The organism is Pseudomonas mandelii, from assembly GCF_006438925.1.
GTDB lineage: Bacteria > Pseudomonadota > Gammaproteobacteria > Pseudomonadales > Pseudomonadaceae > Aquipseudomonas > Aquipseudomonas mandelii_C.
In genome coordinates, this window is sequence record NZ_RCZA01000016.1 from 83,338 (window position 1) to 109,739 (window position 26,402).

Consider the following 26,402-nt stretch of genomic DNA (forward strand, 5'->3'; position numbering starts at 1 on the left):
CGGGTTTTGCGTTCATGGCTTACCCTTGGTGTGCCAGGAGTGTCACGACCTGGTCGAAACGGCTATTGGCGATCCAGGCCAGAACCCCGATGACGACGGCTGTTCCAATAGCCGAATAGGCAAGCCTATGTTTTATGGATTTGACGTCACTACGGACTTCATCCATGTCTCGTCGGATGTATTTGAGGTGTGTCTCCAATTCAGCGACGCGAGATTGCATAGCAGCTTCTCCAATGGGCTTTTCGCTGTTTTTGAATTCAGCTTGATGATTGGCGCGTTTTTCTGCGAACGGTGCAACCGGAATGACCGGTGACTTGATCTCTTGGCTTTGCATGGCACGTCCCTGTGTAGTTCCTGCTGATGTTTGATAACTGCAGGCGCCAAGGTGTACCAATCGCATTGGTCGGTCAATTGAGCCGATTCCTCACATCTTGTAAGAAAAAGCCCCGCCTTGTAGGACGCCATACTGCTCGACTTCAAATAATTCAAATTCTTGCGACTTTTATCTGGCGAGATGAGGTCAACATCTCCCAGACGGAATTCAATCATGGGAGTGACAACTAATGAGCGAACGCAAGGCGCTGTTGATTCTGCATGGCAAGCAAGCGCTTAACGAGGCGGTTCGTTCTGCCGTTGCCGACAAGCGCAAACAGGGTTGGGAGCTGGCCGTTCGAGTGACCTGGGAAGCGGGCGACGCACAGCGTCTGGTAGATGAAGCACTGGCGGCAGGCTACACGCAGATCATCGCCGGTGGCGGTGACGGTACCTTGCGTGATATTGCCGAAGCCTTGGCGTCGCATTCGACGCAGGCCAGTCTGGTACTGATGCCCTTGGGGACCGCCAATGATTTTGCGCGTGCCGCCGGTGTGCCTCTGGAGCCAGCGCAGGCGCTGGAACTTCTCGACGCTGCGCCGAGCGCCATTGATCTGGGGGAGGTCGGTGGGCAGGTGTTCCTGAATATGGCCACGGGCGGTTTTGGCAGTCAGGTCACGGCAAACACCTCGGAGGACTTGAAAAAAATCCTCGGGGGCGCGGCTTACCTGTTCACCGGTTTATCACGCTTCAGTGAGTTGCACGCAGCCTATGGCGAGTTGCAGGGGCCTGATTTCCAGTGGAGTGGCGAGCTGTTGGCATTGGGCATCGGCAATGGCCGGCAGGCCGGCGGTGGACATGTGTTGTGTCCAGAAGCGCTGGCGGACGACGGTCTGCTGGACATCAGTATTCTGCCTGCGCCGCAGGAAGTCGTCGGCACCTTGAAAACCCTGCTCGCCGATGGCTTTGGCATCGACAACATGTTTGTGCGAGTCCGGTTGCCATGGGTCGAAATCAAGGTCTCGGAAGGCCTCTACATCAACCTTGATGGCGAACCTCTGGAAGGTGACAACTTGCGTTTCTCGACACGTCCAGCGGCACTGCGCGTGCATTTACCTGAAAACTCGCCGCTGCTGGGGTCATCGCAATTGATCAATCATCCAGGCTGATGATCTGCTCGCGCACGGCGAACAGCACCAGGCCCGCCACATCGTAGATCTGCAAGCGCTTCATGATCTGCGAACGGTGGGTTTCAACGGTCTTGATGCTGAGGCCCAGGCCATTGGCAATTTCCCGGGTGGATTTTCCGCGAACGATCAGCCGAAGGATTTCCAGCTGACGCGCTGTCAGGTTGTGCGAGTCTGCAGGTTCCGGCTGGTTTTTCTGAGTTCGGGTCAGCGCCTGGTTGATGACAGTGTGGGCGATGGCCGGGCTCAGGTAGCGTTCGTCGTTACGCAAGGCATCCAGGGCATGTTCGAGCTCGGTAGCCGTGGTGTCCTTGAGCAGGTAACCATGTGCACCGGATTCCAGTGCCTGCATGATCAGAGCAGGATCGGTGTGCATCGACAGGATCAGCACCTTGCTCTGCGGGCGTACTCGCTTGAGTCGCTGCAAGGCGTCAAGGCCACTGGTTTCCTTCATGGAAATATCCAGCAGGATGATGTCGGGGGACAGTTGCTCGACCATCTCGAGCAACTGCGAGCCGTCATTGGCCTCACCGATTACCGCGTAGCCGGGAATATCCAGCACCAGAGCACGCACGCCTGCCCTGATAAGCGAGTGGTCATCCACCAGAAGTAAGTTACAAGTCAACGCATAACCTTATTCGTACTGGCCCGTTCGAGCGCACGAGGCGCCCAGGGGAAGAGTGCTTCGATTTGAGTGCCTTTGCCCGGCTCGCTGGTCACGCTCAGTGTGCCTCCCAGCTGATTGATCCGTTCCGACATCCCTGCCATTCCACGTTGCCCTTCACGACCTGGATCGGTCGCTGGCGCGAATCCCAGGCCATCGTCACTGATCAACAGTGTCAGGCCCTGCGGCAGACGTTGCAGGCGGACCAACAGATTTTTCGCTTCGGCATGGCGCAATATATTGGTCACCGCTTCCTGGGTGATTCGAAAGGCGGCCAGCGTCATTTCCTCCGGTATACCGGACAAGCGCTGATGGCATTCCAGGCTCCAGTGCACCGGCGTGTTGGCCAGCGTCTTGAGTAAATGAGCACGCAGACTGGCTTCCAGCCCGAGACTGGTCAGTTGCCTCGGATTGAGAATGGCCGATACGTCTCGCACTTTGGTCAGGGTTTCTTCCAGCGTGTCGCAGAGTACCGAACACTGGCCCTGAAGTTCTTCGGGCATTCGGCGTTTGAGCCAGTCGCTTTGAAGTTTTGCCGCGGTCAGCAATTGGCCGATGTCATCATGCAGTTCCCGACTGAGCCGGTGACGTTCGTTTTCCTGAACCTCCAACAGTCGGTCAGCCAACTCCTGGGGTTGAAACTTTATCGACTTGCGCGAAAGACAATACTGCACCCAGACGCAGACCAATGCGGCGATATTGAGTACCAGCAGACTCAGCGGCAAGCGAGTGGACAGGCTATAAATCAGCAGGCTGCCAAGCGCCGAGCACGTACACAACACAAGCGTGACCAGACGCGCTTTTTTTGGGAAGGGTGGCCTTAGGGTGATTGACTTGAGGCTGGCGTACATAGCGGATGGAGCCAATGGATGTTCGCTGCGGGAAGACCGGGCATCGAAGATGACGGGTCTCTGTCTGGAGTCACTCTGCTATTAATTGACGTCAACTAATGGGCGGCATAATACCACTTAAGATACCGTTGGTCGCGTTTGGTATATATGTCTGCAGAGTCAGGAAATAAGCAGTTATGGACAGCAGTTCCATAATGGAAAAAGTTGGGTGGCAAGAATGGTTTATTTGTTTCGAGTTGTCGTAAACAGGTATGGAATATTCAATTGCGACATGAACTCGCTAAAGTTAGAGAGGCCGTCACGGCAATAAAAATTCGCAGCGCGGCATAGGGGCCCGATAATTCAGGCTTGCCGACCTGCAAAGGAAACGAGTGTGAACGGTTTGGAATTGGCGGGGGGCTGAAACTGACTTTGTCCGACCTGAAAGGCGAAGGCTTCGATCAGGGATGTCTGCTCGCTGTCATCAAGGCTGAGTTGGCCGGTCTTCTGATCGATAAGCTCGAGTTGCCAGGCGATCAACGTCAGGCAGTCTTTCAGCGCACTCAGGGCCTGGTCGTGTAAATCCATGTGATTCTGGGCATGGCTCAGCAAACCATGGATGTGCCGCGAAAACTCCGAAACGGCAGCCAGAGCGAGGACATCGGCCTTGTTGGCCAGTTTGAGCAGGGTGCTAAGCATGCAGTCGATGGCATCCTTGTCATTGCTGATCAGTTGCAAATGACTCAGGCATTCCTCGGTTTTAACCAGGAGTGTCTCTGCTTCGACGAGAAACTCAGGGAGCCGATGAGCCCACTCTTTACGATCGTTCGGCATGCTTATCTCCACAACGTCATGTCAAATGAGGGGATGTCGTGTGTGTCGACGGGGACGATCAGAGTCCCCGCATTGCCATGCCGTCGTGAGATCGCGCGCCGGCCTGTCTGTCTGCAGGCTGGGGAACTCGATAGGGTGGATGGCCACTTACCTGCGATCGCACACAAAAGCCTGACTCCGTTCATGCAATGAGAATGGCGTCACATTAATGGCTATTGGATATTGGGAATATCAGGTCGGGCCTGATTGCTACTAGGGGAATCCCTTACATGGGGGAACCTACCGAACGAAACGAGGTCTCGCGGCAGGGCAATGAGGCAGATGAAGTCACTTGGCCAGTAAAGCATGATGTTAATGTGACATCAATGTTTGGTCGTGGCATTTTTCAGGGGGTCAAGGTCCGGCAAAAACAGCCGATAACCCCCTTTAGTGAATTCATCAGAACAAGCCCAGGAGTCATTGATGGCCGGCATTCTCGACACGGTAGACCAACGCACGCAACTGGTGGGTGAGAATCGCCTGGAAATTCTCATGTTCCGGCTGGCCGGACGGCAATTGTTCGCGATCAACGTGTTCAAAGTGCAGGAAGTGCTGCAACTGCCGAAGCTGACCCTGATGCCCCAGCGTCATCCATTTGTCTGCGGCGTGGTTAATCTGCGTGGCCAGACCCTGCCAGTGATCGACCTGTCCCAGGCCATTGGTATGCGTCCGCTGGTGCCAAGCCCTACCAGTACGATCATCGTTACCGAGTACAACCGTTCGGTGCAGGCGTTCCTGGTCGGTGGTGTGGACCGTATCGTCAACATGAACTGGGAGGCCATTCTGCCGCCGCCGGCCAGCGCTGGCCGTCAGCATTACTTGACCGCGATCAGCAAGGTCGACGATCAGTTGGTGGAAATCATTGACGTCGAAAAAGTCCTGGCGGAAATCGTCCCGTACAACGCCAAGGTCTCGCGCGACAAACTCGACGATCCGATTCTGGAACGTGCCCGTGGCCGCGAAGTGCTGCTGGTGGACGACTCGAACGTGGCCCTGTCGCAATTGCGTGACACCCTGGGTCAGTTGGGCGTGAAGATGCACATCGCCAGTGATGGCTTGAAAGCGCTGAACATGCTCAAGGCCTGGGCCGATACCGGTGTGAACATGACCGACAAACTGCTGATGGTTTTCACCGACGCGGAAATGCCGGAAATGGACGGCTATCGCCTGACCACCGAAATTCGTAACGACCCGCGTCTGCGTGGTCTTTATGTGGTTCTGCATACCTCGTTGTCCGGCAGTTTCAACGACTCGATGGTGAAGAAGGTCGGCTGCGATAACTTCCTCTCCAAATTCCAGCCGGACAAACTCGTCGACGTGGTGCGCCAGCGCCTGATGCTTGATGAAGTGCCTGCCTGATAACGATGCAATCCTTGTGGGCGCGAGCTTGGTCCGGGCGGCGTTCCGACGAAGGCGATATTACATTCAGCATCAATGTTGACTGCCTTGCCGCTATCGCGAGCAAGCTCGCTCCCACAGGTTTTGGCCTTTGATTCGGCGATCAAGCTCGTATAGGGTGGCGTTTTTGCCCACCAGGGAGCTGGCCATGTTGCGTCTGAGCGCGCTTTATCGTTATCCGTTGAAATCCGGCAAGGGTGAGATCCTGCAGCAGGTCAGCCTCGACAAGCTGGGCCTGGACGGTGATCGACGCTGGATGCTGGTGGACGAGGCCAGCGGGCGCTTTCTGACTCAACGTGCAGTGGCGCAGATGAGTCAGCTGTCGGCGTTGTGGAATGCCGACGGGGGCTTGACCCTCAGTGCGCCGGGCCGCTCACCGATCGATATCGCCTTGCCTGCCAGCAACGCAGAACTGCGTGGCGTGACCATCTGGCGCGATACGTTGCGTGTGCCGGATGCCGGTAACGAGGCGGGCGCCTGGGTCAGTGAATTCATTGGCAAACCGACTCGCCTGGTACAAGTACCCCTTGATCGCGCACGAACCACCCAGGCCGGCTACGGCAAGGATGACGATCAGGTGGCTTTCGCCGATGGCTTTCCGCTGTTGCTGATCGGACAGGCCTCACTGGAGGACTTGTCGCAAAAGGTCGGCCGCCCGCTGGAAATGCTGCGCTTTCGGCCGAATCTGGTGATCGAGGGCAGCGAAGCCTATGCCGAGGATGGCTGGAAGCGCATCCGCATTGGCGATGTCGAGTTCCGCGTGGTCAAGTCGTGTTCACGCTGCATTCTGACCACCATCGACCCGCAAACCGGCGAGCGCAGCGAAGACCGCGAACCTCTGGCCACGTTGCAGAAATACCGTTCCGAAGCTGATGGCGCGATGTTCGGACAGAACCTGGTCAACGACAGCAATGGCCAACTTGAAGTCGGTATGCCGGTGACGATCCTTGAATAAGACCATCTGAACAAAAAATGCCCGTGTCCAAGGACACGGGCATTTTTTTTGTCGCTGTGAAAACCCAGGGGTTTAGCCGCGGTATTCGCACAGGTAAGCGGTGTCGACGGCCACTTTCAGCTGGAATTTGCTGTTGGCGGGCACGTTGAACTGGCTGCCGGCGGCGAAGGTTTCCCAGTCGCTGCTGTCCGGCAGTTTGACGGTCAGGGCGCCGGACACCACGTGCATGATTTCACGCTGGCTGGTGCCGAATTCGTATTCGCCCGGTGCCATGACGCCGATGGTCGCAGGACCTTCAGCAGTGCCAAAGGCGATCGACTTGACGGTGCCGTCGAAGTACTCGTTGACTTTAAACATGGGCGATTCCTCGAAAAGGGCTAAAAAGGGCCGGCCAGTATGCACAAGGCCCATGCCGGCGTCACCTCTCTAAGACGGAAGAACCAGTGGCAATAATCGTGCGGTATTGCGCGCATCTTCCAGCGCCCGATGTTGTTGGCCACTGAACTGCATGCCCGCCAGTTGCAGCGCGCCGTTAAGCCCCAGCGGCCGTTCCAGTCGGCGAGTCTTGGCAAAGCGCTGTTTGAGGTTCATGTGCGGCACTCGGCTCAGGGCGCTGTCGAGTTGCAGGCGCTCCCACTCCTGAACCAACTGTTTGCGATCGTAATCGCCCCAACTGGCCCAGCCTTCCAGGAGCGAGTGATGCTGGCCGAGCCAGTGCTCGAACGACGCCCAGACCTCGCTCAGCGGCGCGGCGTCATTGATGTTGGCCTGGGTGATGTGGGTCAGTTCTCGGCAAAACGGCGTCAGCAAAGGCCGACGCGTCGGACGCACGAAGCGCTGAAAGCTATCCAGTTCTCGGCCTTTTCGGTCCACCAGGGTGGCGCCGATTTCGATGATTTCCATCTCTGTTACTGGCCAACCACCCTCATCGGTGGTGGCTTCTAGATCAATGACCAGCCAGTGAGGCATCGCAGGGTTCCTGGTATCCGCGTCCTGATAGGGCTTGAGCGTAGCCAAACGCGGCGAATCCGCCTAGCAGCTTATTCGACCTCCAACAAAATCTGACGATTTTTCACCTGGTCACCGACCCTGACCTGCAGGCGTTTGAGCACGCCGTCGATGCCCGACTTGAGCGGATGCTCCATTTTCATGGCCTCCAGCACCACCAACAACTGCCCTTTACTGACCGGGCTGCCCTCAGTCACCAGCACGTCGACGATCGCCCCGTCCATCGGGGCCCTGAGGGCGCCGGAGCTGACGCTGGCCTGGCTGCTGACCAAGGCCTGCGTCCGGTCCACCAGCCGCACACTGCCGGGACGGGTGAACAGCCAGAGTTGCCCGGCCTCGAGACGGTAAGCATGGCGTCGTCGGATACCGTTGATTTCCAGGCTGGCCCAGCGTCCGTCGCACTGGATGATCTTCAATTCAAAAGGCGTTGTGGCCACTTGAATCCGATACGGTTCACCCGGCACAGCGTTCAATTCCACCGGCCAATCCTGGTCCTCAAGGCCGATTCGATAGTGCAAGGGCACGCTGGCGTTGTTGCGCCAACCGGCCAGTGGCACGTGATGAACCTGTGCCGAGGCCTGATAGAACAATGCAGCAGCGATGGCCAGTTCTTCGGCGCTCGGCACATGCGCATGCAGGCAACGATGCTCGGCAAAGTGTGCCGGGATGAACCCGGTACTGAACTCGCCACTGATGAACTGCGGGTGTTCGAGCAGGCTGGCGAGCAAGCGCTGATTGCTCTGCACGCCGAGCAGCACGCTGTCCTGAACCACCCGCAGCAATTTGCGCCGGGCTTCTTCGCGGGTGGCGCCGTGGGCGATGATCTTGCCCAGCATCGGGTCATAAAACGGGCTGACTGTCTGGCCTTCGATCAAGTCATGATCGATCCGCACGCCGCTCTGCAACGCAGGCTCCCAGGCGGTGATGCGACCGGTCTGTGGCAGAAAACCGTGTGCCGGATCTTCGGCGTACAAACGGACTTCCATGGCATGGCCGCTGAGCTGAACCTGCTCCTGTCGCAAGGGCAGAGGCAGTCCTTCGGCGACGTGCAACTGCCAGGCCACCAGATCGAGGCCGGTGATCAATTCGGTCACCGGGTGCTCCACCTGGAGTCGGGTGTTCATCTCCAGAAAGTAAAACTGCCCACGCGCATCCAGCAGGAACTCGACGGTGCCAGCGCCGACGTAATTCACGGCGCGACCTGCCTTGAGCGCCGCTTCACCCATGGACTGACGCAACTCGACGGTCATCACCGGGCAGGGTGCTTCTTCGATGACTTTTTGATGGCGACGCTGGATCGAGCAGTCGCGCTCGCCAAGGTAGATCAGGTTGCCGTGCTGGTCGCCGAACAGTTGAACTTCGACGTGGCGCGGGTCGATCAGCGCTTGCTCGAGAATCAGTTCGTCACTGCCAAACCCATGCAGCGCTTCGGAGCGGGCGGTGCGCAGTTGTTCGAGCAAATCAATGGCCTCGTGCACCAGGCGCATGCCACGCCCGCCACCGCCGACACTGGCCTTGATCATCAGCGGATAGCCGATGCGTGCGGCTTCGCGGCTCAGGGTGGCGTCGTCCTGTTCTTCGCCCTGATAACCCTTGATGCACGGCACACCGGCATCGAGCATGGCGAGTTTCGACAGGCGTTTGCTGCCCATCAGTTCGATGGCGTCGGGACTGGGGCCGATGAAGGTGATGCCGGCATTCTGGCAGGCGCGGGCGAACCCGGCGTTTTCCGAGAGGAAGCCGTAGCCTGGATGGATGGCGTCAGCGCCTGTGCGCCGGGCGGCGTCGAGAATGGCCGGGATATTCAGATAGGACTGCTGCACCGGCGCCGGGCCGATGCTCACGGCTTCGTCGGCCAGCTGCACATGCAGCGCATCGGCGTCGGCATCGCTGAACACCGCGACTGTGCGATAGCCCAGGGTCTGGGCGGTGCGCTGGATGCGGCAGGCGATTTCACCGCGGTTGGCGATCAGGATTTTGCTGAAGGCGGGCATGGGGTCTTCCCTTGTGTTTTGCGGTGGATGTGATGGCCCCATCGCGAGCAAGCTCGCTCCCACAGGGTTTTGTGAACGACACAGATCCCTGTGGGAGCGAGCCTGCTCCGGGCGGCGTTCCGACGATGCTTTTAAAGGGCCCAGCCCGGTTTACGCTTTTGTACAAAGGCCATGGTCCCCTCAATACCTTCAGCCCCGGTCACCGCCTCGCTGAACCAGTCGGCCGCTTCATCCAGCAACGCACTCGATGGTTGTCCGGCACTCGCGAGCAAGAGTTTTTTGGTCGTCGCATTGGCCTCCGGCGCGCAGCACAACACATGGGCCAGAATTTCATCGAGACGCTCGGCCAACGCTTGCGCGTCATGCTCGACAAAATGCACCAACCCCATACGTCGTGCGTGCGTGCCATCGAAACGTGCCGCGGTCAGTGCCAGTCGGCGCGTCTGGGTCAGTCCGATGCGCTGCACCACGAACGGCGCGATTTGCGCGGGTAGCAGACCGAGGCTGGTTTCCGGCAGACCGAATTGCGCCTGGTGATCGGCCAAGGCGACGTCGCTGACGCAGGCCAGCCCAAAACCACCGCCGAGCACCGCGCCTTGCAGCACCGTGATCACCACTTGTGGTGCGTGTTGCACCTCTTGCAGCAGCGCACCGAACGCGCGATTCAAGTCGCGATAGGCGCTCGGGCCTTGAGCGCGTGCGTTGGCCATGTCCTTGATGTCGCCACCGGCGCAAAAATGCCCGCCGGCACCACCGATCACCAAGGCACGAGTCTCACGGTCATCGCGCACGGCCAACAGCACGGCACGCAGTTCCGCGACCATCAACAGGCTCATGGCGTTGCGGCTTTCCGGGCGGTTGAGGGTGATGTGCAGGACACCGTTGTGCGATTCCAGCAACAAGGTCTGGCAAGCAGGCAGGGTGCTCATTTCTTTTTCCCCGGCAGGATGCCCATGAGTTTGCAGATGATCCCCAGCATGATTTCGTCGGCACCGCCGCCGATCGAGACCAGCCGCACATCGCGGTACGCGCGCGCCACCGGGTTGTCCCACATGAAGCCCATGCCGCCCCAATATTGCAGGCAGCTGTCGCTGACTTCCCGGCCCAGCCGTCCGGCCTTGAGTTTGGCCATCGACGCCAGACGGGTGACGTCCTGGCCTTTGATGTACTGCTCGGTGGCCTGATAGACCAATGCCCGCAGGCATTCGATTTCGGTTTGCAGTTCGGCCAGGCGGAAGTGGATGACTTGATTGTCGATTAGCGCATTGCCGAAGGTTTTGCGTTCCTTGCAGTACTCGACGGTGCTGTCGACGCAGTACTCCAGGCCCTTGATCATGTTCGCCGCGCCGAACAGCCGTTCCTCCTGGAACTGCAGCATCTGCATCATGAACCCCGCGCCTTCATGGCCGATGCGATTGCGTTGCGGCACGCGCACGTTGTCGAAAAACACCTGGGCGGTTTCCGAACTGCGCATGCCGAGCTTGTCCAGGTGCGAGCTGAGGCTGATGCCAGGGGTGTTCATCGGCACCATGATCAGCGACTTGTTGATGTGCGGTTTGTCGTCCGAGGTGTTGGCCAGCAGGCAGATGAAATCCGCGCTCGGCGAGTTGGTGATCCACATCTTGCTGCCGTTGATCACGTAGTCGTCGCCGTCTTTACGGGCGGTGGTTTTCAAACCGGCCACGTCGGAACCGGCGCCGACTTCGGAAACACCGATGCAGCCGACCTGCTCGCCAGTGATCGCCGGCCGCAGGAATTCTTCACGCAACTCATCGGAGCCGAAACGCGCCAGCGCCGGGGTGCACATGTCGGTCTGCACGCCGATGGACATCGGAATGCCGCCGCAGTGGATGGTGCCAAACTCTTCAGCCGCGACGATCGAATAGCTGTAATCGAGCCCCATGCCGCCAAACTTTTCCGGTTTGGAAATCCCCAGCAGGCCGAGGTCGCCGGCCTTGCGAAAGATCTCGTGGATTGGAAAGCGTCCGGCCTTTTCCCATGCCTCGACGTGAGGATTGATTTCGTGCTCGACGAATTGGCGGACAGTGCGGCGCAGTGCTTCGTGTTCCTGGGTGAAGATCATTTTTATTGTTCTCCTGAGCGCCCTTAGAAACGGGCTACGCCAAAACTGTTGGTTTGCAGCGGCCGCACTTCAGCCTCATGGCAGATATCCAGCAAGTACCCAAGCAAGGTCCGGGTATCGCGAGGATCGATCAACCCGTCGTCCCACAAACTGGCGCTGCCATAGAGTGCGGTGGACTGGCTGTCGAGTTTCTGCGCGGTGACCTGTTCCAGCATGTCGAGCATTTTCGGGTCGGGCACCAGACCGTCCTTGACCTGTTTGGCCTCGGTGACGATCCGCAGCACTTTGCCGGCCTGGGCGCCGCCCATCACAGCGGTGCGGCTGTTTGGCCAGGCAAAGATGAAACGCGGGTCGAGGCCGCGGCCGCACATCGCGTAGTTGCCGGCGCCGTAGGAGCCACCGACGACGATGGTCAGTTTAGGCACCCGGGCATTGGCCACCGCTTGAATCATTTTCGCGCCGTGTTTGATCACGCCTTGCTGCTCCGACTCGGTGCCGACCATGAACCCGGTGGTGTTGTGGAAGAACAGCAACGGGGTCTTGCTCTGGTCACAGAGCTGAATGAACTGCGCCGCCTTGCTCGCACCCTTGGGCGTGATCGGCCCATTGTTGCCAATGAACCCGCAGGCACGGCCTTGAATCTGCAAATGGCCGCAGACGGTTTGCTGATCGAACTCACCCTTGAATTCGAGAAAGTTAGAGCCGTCGGCAATTCGCGCGATGATTTCACGCACGTCGTAAGGTTTTTTCGCGTCGTCAGGAATCAGGCCGAGCAACTCGTCGATGGGGTAGAGCGGTTCTTCCCACCGACGTTCGGGTACCCAGGACAACTGATCATTCCACGGCAACAGGCTGACAATCTCGCGCACCTGGCGCACGCCATCGGCATCGTTCTCGGCGAGGTATTCAGCGGTGCCGGCGATTTGCGTGTGCATCTCGGCGCCGCCCAGTGCTTCATCGGTGGCGACTTCGCCGGTGGCGGCCTTGAGCAGCGGCGGGCCGGCCAGAAACAGCTTGGCCTTGCCACGCACCACCACCACGTAATCCGACAACCCTGGCTGATAGGCGCCGCCCGCCGTGGCCGAGCCATGGACCACTGTGATTTGTGGCAGGCCCATGGCCGACATCCGCGCCTGATTGGCAAAGCTGCGGGCGCCTTCGACAAAAATCTCCGCTGCGTAATTGAGGTTGGCGCCACCGCTTTCGGCCAGGGTAATGACCGGCAGTTTGTTCTCCATGGCGATCTGTTGCAGGCGCAGGGATTTTTTCAAACCGCTGGGGGAAATGGTCCCGCCCTTGATAGCACTGTTGTTTGCCACCACCAGCAGGCGCACGCCGGACACGTAGCCGATCCCGGCGATCAACCCGCCGCCAGCGGAGCTGCCATCCTTGTCGTCATGCAGCTTGTAGCCGGCCAGGCTCGCCAGTTCGAGGAACGGTGCGCCAGGGTCCAGCAGCAGATTAAGGCGTTCGCGGGGCAACAATTGGCCGCGTTTGTCGAACCTGGGTTTGGCTTCGGCCGCCTTGTTCAGCAAGTTCTGTTCGAGCTGGCGGACGTGCTCGATGCCGACCAGCATCGCCGCGCGATTGCGCGCGAACTGTTCGCTGAATGGGTCCAGTTGCGACTGAATCACCGGCATGACTTATTCCTTGTCCTTGAGCACGTCCGGCAAGTAGGCGCGATGGAAACCGTTATACGACTCGCTGATCTGCGCCTTGTGTATCGGCCAGGCGCGCCCGCCCAGGCTGGCGGCGCCGTCGATGCGCAAGGTGCTGCCACTGATAAACGCCGCTGCCGGGCTGAGCAGGAAAACGATCGCTGCGCTGACTTCCGATTCGGTGCCGATGCGTTTCAGCGGAACGTGCTCGCGCAAGGTCGGGATCACCGCTTTGAACGCGCCTTCGTAGGTGTCCATGCCACTGGACGCGATCCAGCCCGGCGCCACGGCATTGACCCGCACCCCGGCATAACCCCATTCGAACGCGGCGGTCTTGGTGAGGTTGTCCATGCCCGAACGCGCCGCGCCCGAGTGGCCCATGCCGGGCATGCCGCCCCACATGTCGGCGAGCATGTTGACGATGGCGCCGCCGTGTTTGCTCATGGATTGGTTGAACACTTCCCGGGCCATCAGGAAACCGCCCATCAGGTTGGTGCGCAACACCGTATCGAAGCCTTTTTGATTGATCGACGCCAGCGGTGACGGGTACTGCCCGCCGGCATTGTTGACCAGGCCGTGAATCGGTCCGTGCTTGCGGATCAACTCGCTGACCACATGCTTGACCGCTTCTTCCTCACGAATATCGCAGACCATCCAGTCAGCCTTGCCACCATCCTCGGTAATCTCGGCCACGACGTTTTTCAGCTTGTCGGCCTTGCGCCCGAGCAGCAGCACATGGGCGCCGAGGGCCGCCAGTTCGTGAGCGGTGCAACGGCCGATGCCGCTGCCGCCACCGGTGACGATGATGTTTTGCCCTGCAAACAAACCGGCTTTGAAAATCGAATCGTAAGCCATGGCGACAGTCCTCTAGTTGACCTGGTCGGCGATGCGCTGAGGCACCGGTATCTGGATTTCCAGCAGTTGCTGGGCGAAGGCTTTGCCTTGCGGATCGATCCGCAGGCTGGCCACGCCACCGCCTCCCAGGGCGTTTTCCAGCAGGAAATTAAGGCTGTGGGTGCCCGGCAGGTACCAGCGTTCGACACGTCCGTGGATCGGATCGAGGACATGACTCATCCAGTCGACGATCACTTCCGGCGTCAAGGCTTCGGCAATCCACGGCAGGTACTCCGGCTCGCGGGCCATGACGCCGATGTTGCTGTGGTTACCCTTGTCACCGGAGCGCGCCACGGCGAGTTTGACCAGGGCTACGCTGGCATCGGCCCGGACTGAGGGTTTCGGTGGAGCGCACGCCACGGGCAGGTCGGCGGTGTCGAGTACATCAACGGCGGGCAAGGCGCAGGGGTGGCGCTGGCCCTTGAGATCAATTTCCAGCGTGCAGGCGGTTTTGTCGAGAAGGAACGAGAACAGCCGGATCAGCGGATACACCGTAGGCCGTCCACCGACAATCCCGGTCAGTCCCGGCGCCATGCCGGTGGCGGCCTGGGCGATCTCCCGAGAGAATACGATCAACGCCTGTTTACCCGGATGGCGCACCGCGAGTTTGATGACCACTTCGCGGCTGTCCTGACGCTGACCGTGGGGGCCGTAAGTGGCTTCGCTGCCGAGCAGTTCGATGTTCACTTCGCTGTAGGGTGGCCAACCGCGCTGACTGAAGATTTCCGACGTCTTGTTGATGATGGCTTCGCTGACTCGACGCGCCTTGTCGACCGCATCGATCCCGGCGATCAGGCAACTGGCGGTGCAGCGGAAACCGTCCGGGTACGTCGCGCTGACCTTGTACTGATCGGTCGGCGGCAAGCCTTTTGCGCCGTGCACCTGGACCGCGTTTTTGCCTTGTTGCACGAGTTTGACTTCAGTGAAATCGCAGACCACGTCCGGCAACAGATACGCCTGCGGGTTGCCGATTTCATACAGCATCTGCTCGCCGACCGTCAGGGGTGTGACCAGTCCGCCGGAGCCTTCGGGTTTGCTGACGATGAACTGGCTGTCGGCGCTGACTTCGACGATAGGGAAGCCTATGTGTTCGTAGTCGGGCACCTCGCGCCAATCGGTGAAGTTGCCGCCGGTGCATTGGGCGCCACATTCGATGATGTGCCCGGCCAATGCGGCCTGGGCGAGTTTGTCGTAGTCGTGCCACGACCAGCCGAATTCATGCACCAGCGCGGCGCTGACCACGGCGCTGTCGACCACACGCCCGGTGATGACGATGTCGGCGCCCAGACGCAGGGCTTCGACGATGCCCGGTGCGCCGAGGTAGGCGTTGGTCGAGACACACATTGGCGGCAGGGGCGCGCCGCTGAACATTTCATGGATGCCGCTGCTGCTCAGCTGTTGGAGCTGCGGCTGCAAGTCATCGCCCAGCAGCACGGCGATTTTCAGCGTTACCCCGGCTTTGTCGCAGGCCGCTTGCAGGGCGGCGGCGCAGGCTTGCGGGTTGACCCCGCCGGCGTTGCTGATGACGCGGATTTTCTGTTCGGCGAGTTGACCCAGCAGCGGGCTGAGGACTTCGATGAAGTCGCTGGCGTAACCGGCCTGAGGATCTTTCATCCGCGCGCCGGCCATGATCGACATCGTAATCTCGGCCAGATAATCGAAGACCAGATAATCCAGGCGCCCACCTTCCACCAGTTGCGCGGCGGCGGTCGAGGTGTCGCCCCAGAAGGCGCTGGCGCAACCGATGCGGATTGTTTTTGGCACAGTCAACTCCATAGCCACCTTCGATAGAAGTGCATCGAGACTACCAAGCAAGCGCTTGGTTTGTAAACGGCTTAACTATCTTCTGCCCGAGCGCTTGCTTGGTCGCGCCGGCCAGCTTAAATTGCCCGCGCAACCCCGCAGTTTTAGCGGCGAGCGGCGTATTTGATTGATCGACTGTAGGAGAGAACGGGTGGACGAGCAAAAAGCCCTGAGGGTGATGCGCGAATTGGTCGACAGCGGCCAATTGACCGACCCGGACAGCGCCCGCGGCAAACTGCTGCAAGTGGCCGCTCACCTGTTCCGCAACAAAGGTTACGAACGCACCACCGTGCGCGATCTGGCCGGCGCCGTGGGGATTCAGTCCGGCAGTATTTTTCATCACTTCAAAAGCAAGGACGAGATCCTGCGGGCGGTGATGGAAGAAACCATTCGCTATAACACTGCGTTGATGCGTGCAGCCCTGGCAGAAGCCGGCAGTGTGCGCGAGCGGGTACTGGCGCTGATTCGTTGTGAATTGCAGTCGATCATGGGTGGCAGCGGCGAGGCCATGGCGGTGTTGGTGTATGAATGGCGCTCGCTGTCCGCAGACGGGCAGGCGCAGGTGCTGGCGCTGCGCGACATTTATGAAGAACTCTGGCTACAGGTGCTGGGCGAGGCCAAGGAGGCCGGTTTTATTCGCGGGGATGTGTTCATCACCCGCCGTTTTCTGACGGGTGCGTTGTCCTGGACCACCACCTGGTTTCGCGCAGGCGGCAGCATGAGTCTCGATCAATTGGCCGATGAGGCGTTGATTCTGGTGCTGGAAGAGAAGCAATAAGTTTGTTCAGGTCGAAGGAAACTGGCTAAGTAGCCGAAACCGCCTAGCTTGAATGCATTGAGGCGTATTTTTTTGGGGAGTGGTTGTTTTGATGTCTTCGCCAATTCGGACGGCTTCGCGGCTTTTGCTGGCGACGCTTGCGGTGTTATGCGTGGTTCCATCCCAGGCCGCACAGCTGGTGCGGGTCGGTGCCGCACATTTTCCCCCTTATACCGTGCGCCCGGAATCCGGTGCCGACACCGGTTTGCTGCCGCAGCTGGTCGAGGCGCTCAATGCCTTGCAGAACGACTATCAGTTTGTGTTGGTGCCCACTTCCATTCCCCGGCGTTTCGGTGACTTCAAGCAAGGCCGGGTGGACATGGCGATTTTCGAGAATCCGGACTGGGGCTGGAAGGACATCCCGCACACCACTGTCGACATGGGGCTGGAAGACGCCGAGATTTTTGTCGCGCAACGCCAGCCCGATGGCCAGCCGGTTCGTCAGCAGAGTTATTTTGCCGACCTCGCCGGCAAGCGTCTGGCGCTGTTCAGCGGCTATCACTACGAATTCGCCAACTTCAATGCCGATCCAAAATTCCTCGCGCAAAACTACGATGCAACGCTGACGTACTCCCATGACAGTAACCTGCTGATGGTGCTGCGCGGGCGTGCCGACGTTGCACTGGTGACGCGCTCGTACCTCAGCGATTACCTGCTGCGCAACGAGAAAGTCGCCGATCAGCTGCTGGTGTCCCAGCGTATCGATCAGGTTTATCACCACTACGCCATCCTCAGTCCCGCCGCACCGATCACTGGCGAGGCTTTCGGCAAGTTGCTGCAAGGGTTGCGGGACAATGGCCAGATGCTGAAGATTTTCGATCCCTACAAGATCGCCGTGGTGCCGGTTCCGGGTACCTGAGATCATTTGTGAACACCGGAGATCAAGTGTGGGAGCGAGCCTGCTCGCGAAGGGGGCGACGCAAATTTCGGATCTTAGCGGCGGGCAAAGGTATCCACACGACTGCCCGACACCTTGCGGCAGTGCACCAGCGCATCGCGAATCATGAAGTTGACCAAGGTCGGCGAGACGCCAAGCTCCTTGGCGATGTCCTTTTGCGGCACGCCGTGCAGGCGATACATCTCGAAGGCGTAGCGGGTGCGGCCGGGCAGCTCGGTCAGCGCGTCGGCGATGTGTTCCAGCGTCGAGAAGTTGATGTGCGAGGTTTCCGGCGAAGCACCTTGAATCACCACGTTCAGGCCTTCCTCTTCCGGGCCTGAGTACTTCTGCTCCAGCGCCTGTTTGCGGTAGTGATCGATCGCCAGGTTGCGCACGATCTGGAACAGGTAGCTGAGCTGAGCCTTGAACGAGGACGTGATCTGCGGCGCGGATTGCAGCCGGAAGAACGCATCCTGCACCACGTCTTCAGCACGCGACCGGCAGCCGGTAATGCGGGCTGCAATCTTGACCAGAATCAGTCGATTGTCGACGAATGCCTGGAGTAGCGGTGAATCGCACCTGCTTGTGGACACTTGTTCCGTCATTGGAAATCACCTTGCTGCAAATAGGTTCGTGGGACGGCAAGCGGGGGCTGAGCCGTCCAACACATCGAGCGACAAATTATTCTTAATGATAATTATTGTCAAATGAGAAATAAAACTAATGCTCCCCAAAGGTGCGGAGTGATAACTGCGACACGCTGACGCACTTGGCCCTGTTGTGTTTCAAGCCTGCGGACGGGCCGGGTGGTCTTGCGTTTTCTCGCCGAAACCCAGTACGCGGTCAAATGTGGGAGCGGCGGTGCGACGATTCGACTTGCTCGCGAAGGCGTCGGCGCAGTTTGCGCGGATTTGCGCGTTGACTGTCGCTTCGGACCGGCTCAGGCTGCCTGTGCTTTTTTTAGTGGATCGTAATTCACAAAGGAGACAGTCAATGCCCTTCGTTACGGTTGATGGACAACCCCTTCACTACCTTGATCAAGGCACCGGCCCTGCCGTTCTGCTGGCCGGCAGTTATCTGTGGGACCAGGCCATGTGGGCGCCGCAGATTGCCGCTCTGTCGCAACACTACCGGGTGATTGCTCTGGACCTGTGGGGCCATGGTGAATCCGGGCGGATGCCCGAGTGCACAAGGTCGCTGGATGACGTAGCGCGCCAGGCACTGGCGCTGCTCGATCATCTGGACATCGACCGTGTCACGCTGGTCGGTCTCTCGGTCGGTGGCATGTGGGGCGTGCGTCTGGCGCTGTCGGCCCCGCAACGGATCAACGGTCTGGTGCTGATGGACACCTACGTTGGTGTCGAGCCGGAACCGACTCGCCAATACTATTTCTCGCTGTTCAAACAGATCGAAGATACCGGCGTGATCGCGCCGCAGCTGCTCGATATCGTCGTGCCGATCTTCTTCCGCCCGGGCATCGATCCGCAGTCGGCGCTGTATCAGGATTTTCGCGGAAAACTGGCCGCACTGCCGGCGGAGCGTCTGCGCGAGAGCATCGTGCCGATGGGGCGGATTACGTTCGGGCGGGATGATCTATTGCCGCGACTGGGCGAGTTGAATCCTGAAACCACGCTGCTGATGTGTGGCGATCAGGACAAACCGCGGCCGCCGAGCGAAACCAGGGAAATGGCGGAGCTGATCGGTTGCCCGTATCTGCTGGTGCCGGAGGCGGGGCATATCTCCAATCTGGAGAATCCGCAGTTCGTCACCGAAGCACTGCTGTCATTTTTGTCTAAGCGGAATCCGGCGTAGCGTTTGAGAAAAAGATCGCAGCCTTCGGCAGCTCCTACAGGAGGACGCGCACTCTGTAGGAGTTGCCGAAGGCTGCGATCTTTTGATCTTGCTTACTTAGGCCCGAGAATTTGCAGCAACTTGTCCGGCGAAGGCGCGCCTTGCTGTTGTTGCAGCTCGCCCTTGTCGTCCATGTAGAAAATCGCCGGAGTGGCCTGCAGCTCCAGGTCTTCCATCAACTGCATGTTCGCCGCCAGCTTCGCCTGAATCGCCGGTGGCACGTTTTTCAGGGCTTTTAGCGAGCTTTCCTTACCTGACTTCTCATGGTCTTCCAAGGCTTTCTGCGGATCCTTGGCGGCCAGCAGCGCAGCCGATTTCCCCGGACTGTCTTCGCGAATGATGCCGACCATAATGTGCCGCAGCTGCACCTTGCCCGCCTTGACCCATGGTCGTGCCTGTTCCCAGAACATGTTGCAGTAAGGGCAGTTCGGATCGCTGAACAGGTACACGACCCGCGGCGCATCTTTCTCCCCGTCGCCGATCCAGTTGCTGGCTTCCATCTTGCCCCAGATTTCCTTGGCCATCGGTGCGTAAACCAGCTTCTGCAACGGCGCGCTGCTCAGGTCGTTGCCGTCGGCGTCGTAAAGATTGCCGAGCAGCACGTGCTTGCCATCCGGGGTCAGGTACAACGCCATGCCCCGGTTCTGGTACTGTGCCGCATAACCGCGCAAGCCGTCGGGTGCGTCGAATTGGCCGACGATTTTCGCGCCCTTGGCTTCGATTTTCTTGATCGCTTCGGGCAATTCTTCGGCGGCCTGCACTGACGGTAAATGCAGCAGGGCGGCGCCCAGGGTCAACGTCAGCAGGTGGCGGAGGCGGGGCATGGCAGTTTCCTTGAAGAGGTGGCCGGTGCGGCAGGATTCGGGGTGTCGAAGTTTTCCAGAGCGCGGGCCAGGCTGGCTTCCGACAGCTCACCCAGATGGCTGCCCAGCAGGCGACCGTCGGGGCTATAGAACAGCGTAGTCGGCAACGCCATGGAGCCGACGGCCTGACCCAATCGGCCACTACCGTCGAACAGCACGTTGGACAGGCTCAGGCCCTGGGTTTCCAGAAAAGTACTGACGCTTTGCATGCTTTCAGCCTGATTGACGAACAGGAACGTCAGGTTCGGGCGGTGTTGTTGGGCGTTTTCCAGCACCGGCATTTCCCGACGGCACGGCGGACACCAGGTGGCCCAGAGATTGATCACCAACGGGCCGCCCTTGTAATCGGCCAGTTGCACGGTTTCGCCGGCGGCATTGCGCAGGGTAATTTCCGGCAGGCGTGTGCCTTGTTCGTAGAGGGTCAGGGAGAAGGTCGCCAGCAGCCAGAACGCCAGGCCACTGGCCACGCCAAAGCCCAACGGGCGGCGCAAGCCCGGGCGACGCCAGCCTCGATACAACGCGGCCAGCAGCAGCACGATCACACCCGGCCAGGCGAGGAAACCGCCGTCGCGCAGGTCGATGATCTGCCAGGGATCATCGCGATAGTGCGCCCAGTAAACGGCCACGAAGCCGACCCGGGCGGCGAGCATGCTCAGCAGGAACAGACTGAACAGCACCGACTCCGGATTCTCGCCGCCGCGCTTGGCCACCCGCCAGCCGACGAAGGTCGCCAGCGCCAGGGCACTGATCAGCAGCAGGTGATTAAGCGCGATGGCAAAAGTGCCGAGGGTAAAGGTCAGCATTAACGGGCGTCTCGGGTAGTGGTCCAGCGTTGCAGGAAGGTGCCGGCATCGACCTCGCCGGTGATGCGCTGGCTGCGACGCTCGATGCCGTCGGCGCCGATCCACAGCAGGCTCGGTGGCCCCGGCACTTTATAACGGCCGAGCAGTTCGCGGCTGGCGGCATTGTCGGCGGTGACGTCCAGCCGTAGCAAGCGCACATCGCTCAAGGCTTGCAGTACGTGGGCTTTGCCGAACACCTGTTTTTCCATGACCTTGCACGACACGCACCAGTCGGCGTAGTAGTCCAGCAGCACCCATTGGCCTTGAGCCTGCGCCGCGTCGAGTTCCCGTTGCAGCGCTGCCGGGTCCTTGATCGTGGTGAATGCGTCGTGGCCGACCGGGTTTGCGGCGCTGCTCGAGTTTGAAGCGCTGTAGACCTGCAATGGCTTCACCAAGTCGTCGCTGCCGCCGGCGGCACCGATCATCAGCAGACTGCCCCACACACCCAGCAAGAGTGAGCTGGCGCCGAACAGATGGGCGACGCGACCGAAACCTTCCGACTGCTTCCAGGCGCTGTACGCGGCAATCAGCAGCAACGCACCGCACAAACCAATCCACAGTGATTCATCCAGCACCGGACGCAGCATCAGCAACGCGGTGGCGAGGAACAGGAAGCCAAACACACCCTTGAGCAGGTTCATCCACGCGCCGGGTTTGGGCAGGAAGCGATTGCCGACAGTCACCAACAGCAGCAGCGGCACACCGATGCCGATGCCCATGGCGAACAGAATCAGCCCGCCATGCAGCGCATTGCCGCTTTGGGCGATGTAGAGCAAGGCGCCCGCCAGCGGGGCGGTCATGCACGGGCCCACCAGCAAACCGGACAAGGCCCCCAATACACCGGCGCCGAACAGGCTACCGCCGCGCTGATTGCGCGAGACGTTTTCCAATCGATCACGCACGGCCACCGGTAGTTGCAACTCGAAGAAGCCGAACATCGGCAACGCCAGCAACACAAATACAGCCGCGAAACTGCCCAGCAACCAAGGGTTCTGCAACAACGCCTGCAGATTCGCCCCGAGCAGCGCGGCCAGCACGCCCATCGCCGCATACACCAACGCCATGCTCACGACGTAGCTGGTGGCCAAGGCGAAACCGCGTTTGGGCGTGGCGCCACTGCCGACGATCAAACCGGCCAGAATCGGCAACATCGGCAACGAGCAGGGCGTGAAGGCCAGCAACAGTCCCAGACCCAGGAACACCAGCAAGCTCCAGCCCAGCGCCCGCTGTTGCAGGCCACTGGCCAAGGCTTGGTCCGGTGCTTCGTCAGTCGCAGCGACAGTCGATTGACCGCCCAGATCCACGACCTGAGTGTGCGGTGGATAACACAACCCGGCGTCGGCACAGCCCTGGAAGCCGACCTTGATCTGGCCGGTAGCACCTGCCGGGATCTTCAGTTCCAGGCCTTGGCGATAGACCTGCTGTTCGCCGAAGAACTCGTCGCTGTGCGCTTCGCCGTCAGGCAATGCGGGCTTGTGCTCTGCAGGCAAGCCATCGAATTTCAGGCGTTGCTGGTAAAGGTAATAACCATCGGCGATCTGCCAATAGAGCTGGGTTTCACCGGAATCGAGGCGTTCGGAGGTAAAGATGAACGCCTTGCCGACGGGAAGAAAGTCGGGTTTGGTCGCGAACGGATCAGTCCCTGCCTGGGCCACACCCGAGATCAAGAGAACCAAAAATAGAAACAGTCGACGCATGGGTAAGCCTTATCCCTGTGCAAGTGAGGTGCACAATGGGAGGCGGCGATTAACCGATGATTAACCACAGTTGCCTTGTGGCAATGGCGCTTGCGGCATAATGTCCGCTTAATCGGCCGCCGGCCTAATCACCTTTTTTCAACAGGTCTCACCATGCACGTACTGGTTTGCGAAGACGACGAGTTGATCGCCAGCGGCATTGTCGCCGGCCTGACCGCACAGGGCCTGACGGTGGAGCACGTCGCCACCGCGTCGGCTGCCCGGGCAATGCTCAAAGTGGCTGAGTTCGACGTGATGGTGCTCGACCTGGGCTTGCCCGATGAAGACGGCCTGAAGCTGTTACAGCAGTTGCGACACAGCGGTCTGGAAATCCCGGTGCTGATCCTCACCGCCCGGGATTCAGTCACCGACCGCGTCGACGGCTTGCAAGCCGGCGCTGACGATTACTTGCTCAAGCCTTTCGACCTGCGCGAACTGGCCGCGCGCCTGCACACCCTGCTGCGACGGGTGGCGGGGCGCAGCGTCAACCTGATCGAGCACGGCCGTCTGACTTACGACCCGAGCAGCCGTGAAACCATGCTTGGCGGCCAGCCGGTGGACCTTTCCCGTCGTGAACAGTCGCTGTTGCAGGCCTTGCTGCATAACCGGGGCCGGGTGTTGTCGACCGAGCAACTGAAAGACAGCGTTTATGGTTTTAACGATGAGCTGGAAAGCAACGCTCTCAATGTGCATATCCATCACCTGCGGCGCAAACTCGGCAATGGCATTGTCGAGACGGTGCGCGGCCTGGGCTATCGCCTGGGGCCGGCCGAAGGCGCAGAGGAATTGAAAAAGTGATGAGCCTGCGTTTGCGCCTGAGCCTGACACTCGGCGCCGCTTTTGCGCTGATCTGGGCGTTGGCGGCGGCCTGGATGCTCAGCGATTTGCGCAACCAGATGATGTTTTCCCTCGACCAGCGGCTGGTGGCGTCGGCGCGGATGGTCGCCGGCCTGATGGAGCAGTTGCCGGCATTGCCGAGCAAGGGCGAGGGCACCCATTTCAGCGCTGAACAACTGAATGTCCCCGGTGGCATGGCCTGTCAGGTCAGTTCGCTACGTGGCGAAATCCTCGCCCGCAGTCACACCGATCCGCAACAAACCCTCGAAGCCGAGAAGATGGGCTTTCACGACCAGATGATCGACGGCGCGCCGTGGCGCAGTTTCACCCTGGCCCGCGGCGATCTGCGCATCACCACCGCTGATCGGCAGATCGAGCGTGAGGCGCTAAACATGTCGATCCTGCTGGCTGCTTCGGTGCCGGTGGGCGTGGCCTTGCTCGGCTGCCTGTGCCTGCTTTGGCTAGGGATCGGCCAGGGGCTGGCGCCGCTGAATCGCATGCGCGATGCTTTGATGCGCCGCAGCGCCGATTCTCTCGAACCCTTGCAAATCCAGCCGCTGCCCAGCGAGCTGCAACCGTTGCTGGACACCCAGAATCAGTTGTTCCAGCGCATCGGCAAGACCATCGAAAGGGAACGCCGTCTGACCGGTGACGCTGCCCATGAATTGCGCAGCCCACTAACAGCGATCAAGACCCACCTGCAAGTGGCGCGCATGACCGACGGCGCGGCCCGGGATCAATCCCTGGCCCGGGCCGAAGAGGGCGCCGATCGCCTGCACCGGACCCTTGAGCAATTGCTGTTGCTTGCGAGGGTCGAGGGCAGTCTGTCGTTCGATGATGGTGTGCAATGCAGCGCCGAGCAGGTGGCGAAACTGGCGATTCAGGACGCTGCCAGCGGTGATCGTCAGCGGATCAAATTTCAGATGCCGCCGAAAATCTCCCACGCCCCAGTGCAAATGCCCGCGGTGCTGTCGATTGCCGCGCTGCGCAACCTGCTGGACAACGCGCTGCGGCATACCCCGGGCGACGGCGCGGTGGAGTTGAGCCTGCAAACCACCGGCAACCGCGTGCAGTTTGTGGTTCGCGACCACGGGCCCGGCATTGCCGAGGACGACCTGCAACATTTGACCCAACGCTTCTGGCGTAACGGCCAGAGCACTGGCTGCGGTCTGGGCCTGGCGATTGTCCAGGCGATTGTCCAGCGTTGCGGCTGTACGTTGCATTTCGACAGTCGGCCGGATGGGTTGCGAGTCGAACTGACCATGCCGTTGCAACCCATCTAACAACCACAAAAATCCCCCTGTGGGAGCGAGCCTGCTCGCGAAAGCGATCTGTCAGTCACATCAATGCTGGATGTGCTGCCGCCTTCGCGAGCAGGCTCGCTCCCACATTAGCTCTGTGTTGCACACTAAATGTAACGTCTCTCCAATAGCCACCCACTCGCCACAGCGCTATCGTCCCCGGCAGCTTTGACTCAATGGATTGAGGTAACAGCGCCATGGATGCACCCCTACACATTTGCAAGGCAACCCCCGCCGACGCCGGCATCATCAGCCGGATCGTCGAGCGATCCATCCGTGTGGGTTGCGCGCTCGACCATCGCAACGATCCGCTAACCGTCGCCACCTGGACCCACAACAAGACCATCGAACACGTGCAGCCCTGGCTGACCGACCCACGGTTTTACCTGAACATTGCCCTGTTGCAGGACAAACCGGTCGGCGTCGCGATGGCGGCGATCAGCGGCAAAGTCGCGTTTTGTTACGTGCAACCGGAATGGTTTCGACGCGGGGCCGGGCAAGCGCTGGTGCACGACCTCGAAGGCTGGTTGACCGATCAGGGTTTGCGCCAGGCACGACTCAACAGCACCCGCACCAGCGAAGCGTTTTACCGTCATCTGGGTTACCAGCCTTGCGCTGAAACCTTCACGGTGGCGGGGCTCCACGCCATTCCCATGCACAAAGCACTGACACCCCCTTCGTAGAAAGCTGATCGAGGGTCTAAATCCTCGGCGTCCTGCTCACTGAGTCACCGCGCAAAAAGAAACCCGCTGAACCAGTAAGGTCAGCGGGCTTTTTCATATCTGGAATGGGTGTTGTTTGTGAGGCCGCCTTCGCGAGCAAGCCCGCTCCCACAGTGGATCGGTGTTGAACATTAATTCTGTGTACACAGCCGATCCCCTGTGGGAACTATCATTGGGTCAACCCTGGCTGAACATCTCCTTCGCTCGCTGTTCAATCTGTTGCTGAGTCAGATCTTCCTTGCGCGTGGCCAGAAACCACAGATGTCCATAGGGATCCTTCAAGGTTCCCGAGCGGTCGCCATAAAACTGATCCTTGACCTCGGACACCACCGTGCCGCCAGCCGCAATCGCCTGTTTATAAGACTTGTCCACATCGTTCACATACAGGTGCAGGCCCACGGACGGCGACGTGTCCGGATTGCTCAATGGACCCTGATCGCACGGCGTGCCAAGCATGATCGGGCAATCGCCGATGCGCAGTTCGGCGTGGCCGATGCCGCCATCGGGCATGGACAGGCGCATGACTTCGGTGGCGCCAAAGGCTTTCTTGTAGAACTCGATGGCTTCGGCCGCTTTTTGAATGCCCAGATACGGGGTGATGCTGTGATAACCCTCGGGAATAGGTTTGACGCTCATGATGGTTCTCCCTGATTTTTTTGTAGATGGAAGATTTCACTTCGCCGCTTTTCAGCAGGATCATCAAGTGTAGGTGCTGCCAAAAATGGCGATGTCTTGATTTTGATCCTCGGCACTCACCAAGTTCACAAAAAAGATCACTGCCCGAGGCTGCATCACCACTGTTCAGCCATCAACAGCGAAGCAGCAGATTGCTCCGGTTGCTCATGAAAAAAACCTCTGAGCTGCCCAGTACTCCCCCCGAAAACATTGGCTCGGATG

General features: G+C 59.8%; 26 protein-coding genes. 9 read left to right on the plus strand and 17 right to left on the minus strand.

All coding sequences use genetic code 11. The features are described 5' to 3' along the window. Positions 1-19 precede the first annotated feature (19 nt). Positions 20-334 (minus strand): hypothetical protein, encoded by a 315-nt coding sequence (locus tag EAH74_RS29195; RefSeq protein ID WP_140683466.1) that lies wholly within the window; start codon positions 332-334, stop codon positions 20-22. Positions 335-563: 229 nt separating this feature from the next. Between EAH74_RS29195 and yegS the strand changes: the two genes are divergently transcribed. Then, positions 564-1,481 (plus strand): lipid kinase YegS, encoded by a 918-nt coding sequence (yegS, locus tag EAH74_RS29200; RefSeq protein ID WP_140683469.1) that lies wholly within the window; start codon positions 564-566, stop codon positions 1,479-1,481. On the opposite strand, the gene EAH74_RS29205 is transcribed toward yegS, so the two are convergent. The 3 genes from EAH74_RS29205 to EAH74_RS29220 form a co-directional block, all read right to left on the minus strand. After that, a complete protein-coding gene (locus EAH74_RS29205; RefSeq protein ID WP_140683472.1) occupies positions 1,465-2,124 on the minus strand; it encodes a response regulator in 660 nt (219 codons plus the stop codon). The genes yegS and EAH74_RS29205 overlap by 17 nt on opposite strands. Next, positions 2,121-3,014: a sensor histidine kinase gene (locus EAH74_RS29210; RefSeq protein WP_140683569.1), complete on the minus strand. Its 894-nt coding sequence runs from the start codon at positions 3,012-3,014 to the stop codon at positions 2,121-2,123. The genes EAH74_RS29205 and EAH74_RS29210 overlap by 4 nt, the downstream gene beginning before the upstream one ends. 342 nt (positions 3,015-3,356) lie before the next feature. After that, positions 3,357-3,827 (minus strand): hypothetical protein, encoded by a 471-nt coding sequence (locus tag EAH74_RS29220; RefSeq protein WP_140683475.1) that lies wholly within the window; start codon positions 3,825-3,827, stop codon positions 3,357-3,359. Between the two features lie 462 nt (positions 3,828-4,289). On the opposite strand from EAH74_RS29220, the gene EAH74_RS29225 reads away from it, so the two are divergent. Beyond that, positions 4,290-5,225, plus strand: a complete 936-nt coding sequence (locus tag EAH74_RS29225) for a chemotaxis protein CheV (RefSeq protein ID WP_123368953.1) — start codon at positions 4,290-4,292, stop codon at positions 5,223-5,225. A gap of 187 nt (positions 5,226-5,412) precedes the next feature. Beyond that, on the plus strand, positions 5,413-6,219 hold the full coding sequence (locus EAH74_RS29230) for an MOSC domain-containing protein (protein WP_140683477.1): 807 nt from the start codon (positions 5,413-5,415) through the stop codon (positions 6,217-6,219). A 72-nt stretch (positions 6,220-6,291) separates the two neighbouring features. Here the strand turns inward: EAH74_RS29230 and EAH74_RS29235 are convergent, their stop codons facing one another. From EAH74_RS29235 to EAH74_RS29270, 8 genes are all read right to left on the minus strand, one after another. Then, positions 6,292-6,576, minus strand: coding sequence for a pyrimidine/purine nucleoside phosphorylase (locus tag EAH74_RS29235; RefSeq protein ID WP_007940055.1), 285 nt, complete (start codon positions 6,574-6,576; stop codon positions 6,292-6,294). 69 nt (positions 6,577-6,645) lie between these two features. Continuing rightward, complete coding sequence (locus tag EAH74_RS29240) at positions 6,646-7,188, minus strand: exonuclease domain-containing protein (protein WP_140683480.1); 543 nt, start codon at positions 7,186-7,188, stop codon at positions 6,646-6,648. A gap of 71 nt (positions 7,189-7,259) precedes the next feature. Continuing rightward, complete coding sequence (locus EAH74_RS29245; protein ID WP_140683483.1) at positions 7,260-9,221, minus strand: acetyl/propionyl/methylcrotonyl-CoA carboxylase subunit alpha; 1,962 nt, start codon at positions 9,219-9,221, stop codon at positions 7,260-7,262. Between the two features lie 131 nt (positions 9,222-9,352). Continuing rightward, positions 9,353-10,150 carry an enoyl-CoA hydratase/isomerase family protein gene (locus tag EAH74_RS29250; protein ID WP_140683486.1) on the minus strand — a complete coding sequence of 266 codons (798 nt, stop codon included), beginning with the start codon at positions 10,148-10,150 and terminating at the stop codon, positions 9,353-9,355. Beyond that, a complete protein-coding gene (gene atuD, locus EAH74_RS29255; protein ID WP_140683489.1) occupies positions 10,147-11,304 on the minus strand; it encodes a citronellyl-CoA dehydrogenase in 1,158 nt (385 codons plus the stop codon). Before atuD ends, EAH74_RS29250 begins: the two co-directional genes overlap by 4 nt. 23 nt (positions 11,305-11,327) lie before the next feature. Beyond that, positions 11,328-12,944 carry a geranyl-CoA carboxylase subunit beta gene (gene atuC / locus EAH74_RS29260; RefSeq protein ID WP_140683492.1) on the minus strand — a complete coding sequence of 539 codons (1,617 nt, stop codon included), beginning with the start codon at positions 12,942-12,944 and terminating at the stop codon, positions 11,328-11,330. Between the two features lie 3 nt (positions 12,945-12,947). Next, on the minus strand, positions 12,948-13,817 hold the full coding sequence (locus tag EAH74_RS29265) for an SDR family oxidoreductase (RefSeq protein ID WP_140683495.1): 870 nt from the start codon (positions 13,815-13,817) through the stop codon (positions 12,948-12,950). 12 nt (positions 13,818-13,829) lie between these two features. After that, the gene (locus EAH74_RS29270; protein WP_170206645.1) at positions 13,830-15,620 is read right to left on the minus strand and encodes an acyclic terpene utilization AtuA family protein; all 1,791 of its coding nucleotides are present in this window, start codon (positions 15,618-15,620) and stop codon (positions 13,830-13,832) included. Between the two features lie 190 nt (positions 15,621-15,810). Between EAH74_RS29270 and EAH74_RS29275 the strand changes: the two genes are divergently transcribed. Beyond that, entirely contained in the window at positions 15,811-16,437 is a 627-nt protein-coding gene (locus tag EAH74_RS29275) for a TetR/AcrR family transcriptional regulator (RefSeq protein ID WP_008145910.1), read from the plus strand. Positions 16,438-16,528: 91 nt separating this feature from the next. Further along, the gene (locus EAH74_RS29280) at positions 16,529-17,335 is read left to right on the plus strand and encodes a substrate-binding periplasmic protein (protein WP_140683501.1); all 807 of its coding nucleotides are present in this window, start codon (positions 16,529-16,531) and stop codon (positions 17,333-17,335) included. 74 nt (positions 17,336-17,409) lie between these two features. Here the strand turns inward: EAH74_RS29280 and EAH74_RS29285 are convergent, their stop codons facing one another. Next, entirely contained in the window at positions 17,410-17,958 is a 549-nt protein-coding gene (locus tag EAH74_RS29285) for an RNA polymerase factor sigma-70 (protein WP_140683504.1), read from the minus strand. 388 nt (positions 17,959-18,346) lie between these two features. Here EAH74_RS29285 and EAH74_RS29290 point away from each other — a divergent pair, with 388 nt between their 5' ends. Beyond that, complete coding sequence (locus tag EAH74_RS29290) at positions 18,347-19,165, plus strand: alpha/beta fold hydrolase (RefSeq protein WP_140683507.1); 819 nt, start codon at positions 18,347-18,349, stop codon at positions 19,163-19,165. A gap of 92 nt (positions 19,166-19,257) precedes the next feature. On the opposite strand, the gene dsbG is transcribed toward EAH74_RS29290, so the two are convergent. The 3 genes from dsbG to dsbD are packed head-to-tail and all read right to left on the minus strand — an operon-like array spanning position 19,258 to position 22,606. Beyond that, positions 19,258-20,028 (minus strand): thiol:disulfide interchange protein DsbG, encoded by a 771-nt coding sequence (gene dsbG, locus EAH74_RS29295; RefSeq protein ID WP_140683510.1) that lies wholly within the window; start codon positions 20,026-20,028, stop codon positions 19,258-19,260. Then, positions 20,004-20,870, minus strand: a complete 867-nt coding sequence (locus EAH74_RS29300; RefSeq protein WP_140683513.1) for a TlpA disulfide reductase family protein — start codon at positions 20,868-20,870, stop codon at positions 20,004-20,006. Before EAH74_RS29300 ends, dsbG begins: the two co-directional genes overlap by 25 nt. Next, on the minus strand, positions 20,870-22,606 hold the full coding sequence (dsbD, locus tag EAH74_RS29305; protein WP_140683516.1) for a protein-disulfide reductase DsbD: 1,737 nt from the start codon (positions 22,604-22,606) through the stop codon (positions 20,870-20,872). The genes EAH74_RS29300 and dsbD overlap by 1 nt, the downstream gene beginning before the upstream one ends. Before the next feature lie 153 nt (positions 22,607-22,759). Between dsbD and EAH74_RS29310 the strand changes: the two genes are divergently transcribed. The 3 genes from EAH74_RS29310 to EAH74_RS29320 all read left to right on the plus strand — a co-directional run bounded on the left by EAH74_RS29310 (position 22,760) and on the right by EAH74_RS29320 (position 25,466). Continuing rightward, the gene (locus EAH74_RS29310) at positions 22,760-23,443 is read left to right on the plus strand and encodes a response regulator (RefSeq protein WP_123368938.1); all 684 of its coding nucleotides are present in this window, start codon (positions 22,760-22,762) and stop codon (positions 23,441-23,443) included. Further along, positions 23,440-24,765 (plus strand): ATP-binding protein, encoded by a 1,326-nt coding sequence (locus EAH74_RS29315; RefSeq protein WP_140683519.1) that lies wholly within the window; start codon positions 23,440-23,442, stop codon positions 24,763-24,765. The genes EAH74_RS29310 and EAH74_RS29315 overlap by 4 nt, the downstream gene beginning before the upstream one ends. A 215-nt stretch (positions 24,766-24,980) precedes the next feature. After that, the gene (locus tag EAH74_RS29320; RefSeq protein WP_140683522.1) at positions 24,981-25,466 is read left to right on the plus strand and encodes a GNAT family N-acetyltransferase; all 486 of its coding nucleotides are present in this window, start codon (positions 24,981-24,983) and stop codon (positions 25,464-25,466) included. A 216-nt stretch (positions 25,467-25,682) separates the two neighbouring features. On the opposite strand, the gene EAH74_RS29325 is transcribed toward EAH74_RS29320, so the two are convergent. Beyond that, entirely contained in the window at positions 25,683-26,141 is a 459-nt protein-coding gene (locus tag EAH74_RS29325; protein ID WP_123368935.1) for a VOC family protein, read from the minus strand. Between the last annotated feature and the right edge of the window lie 261 nt (positions 26,142-26,402).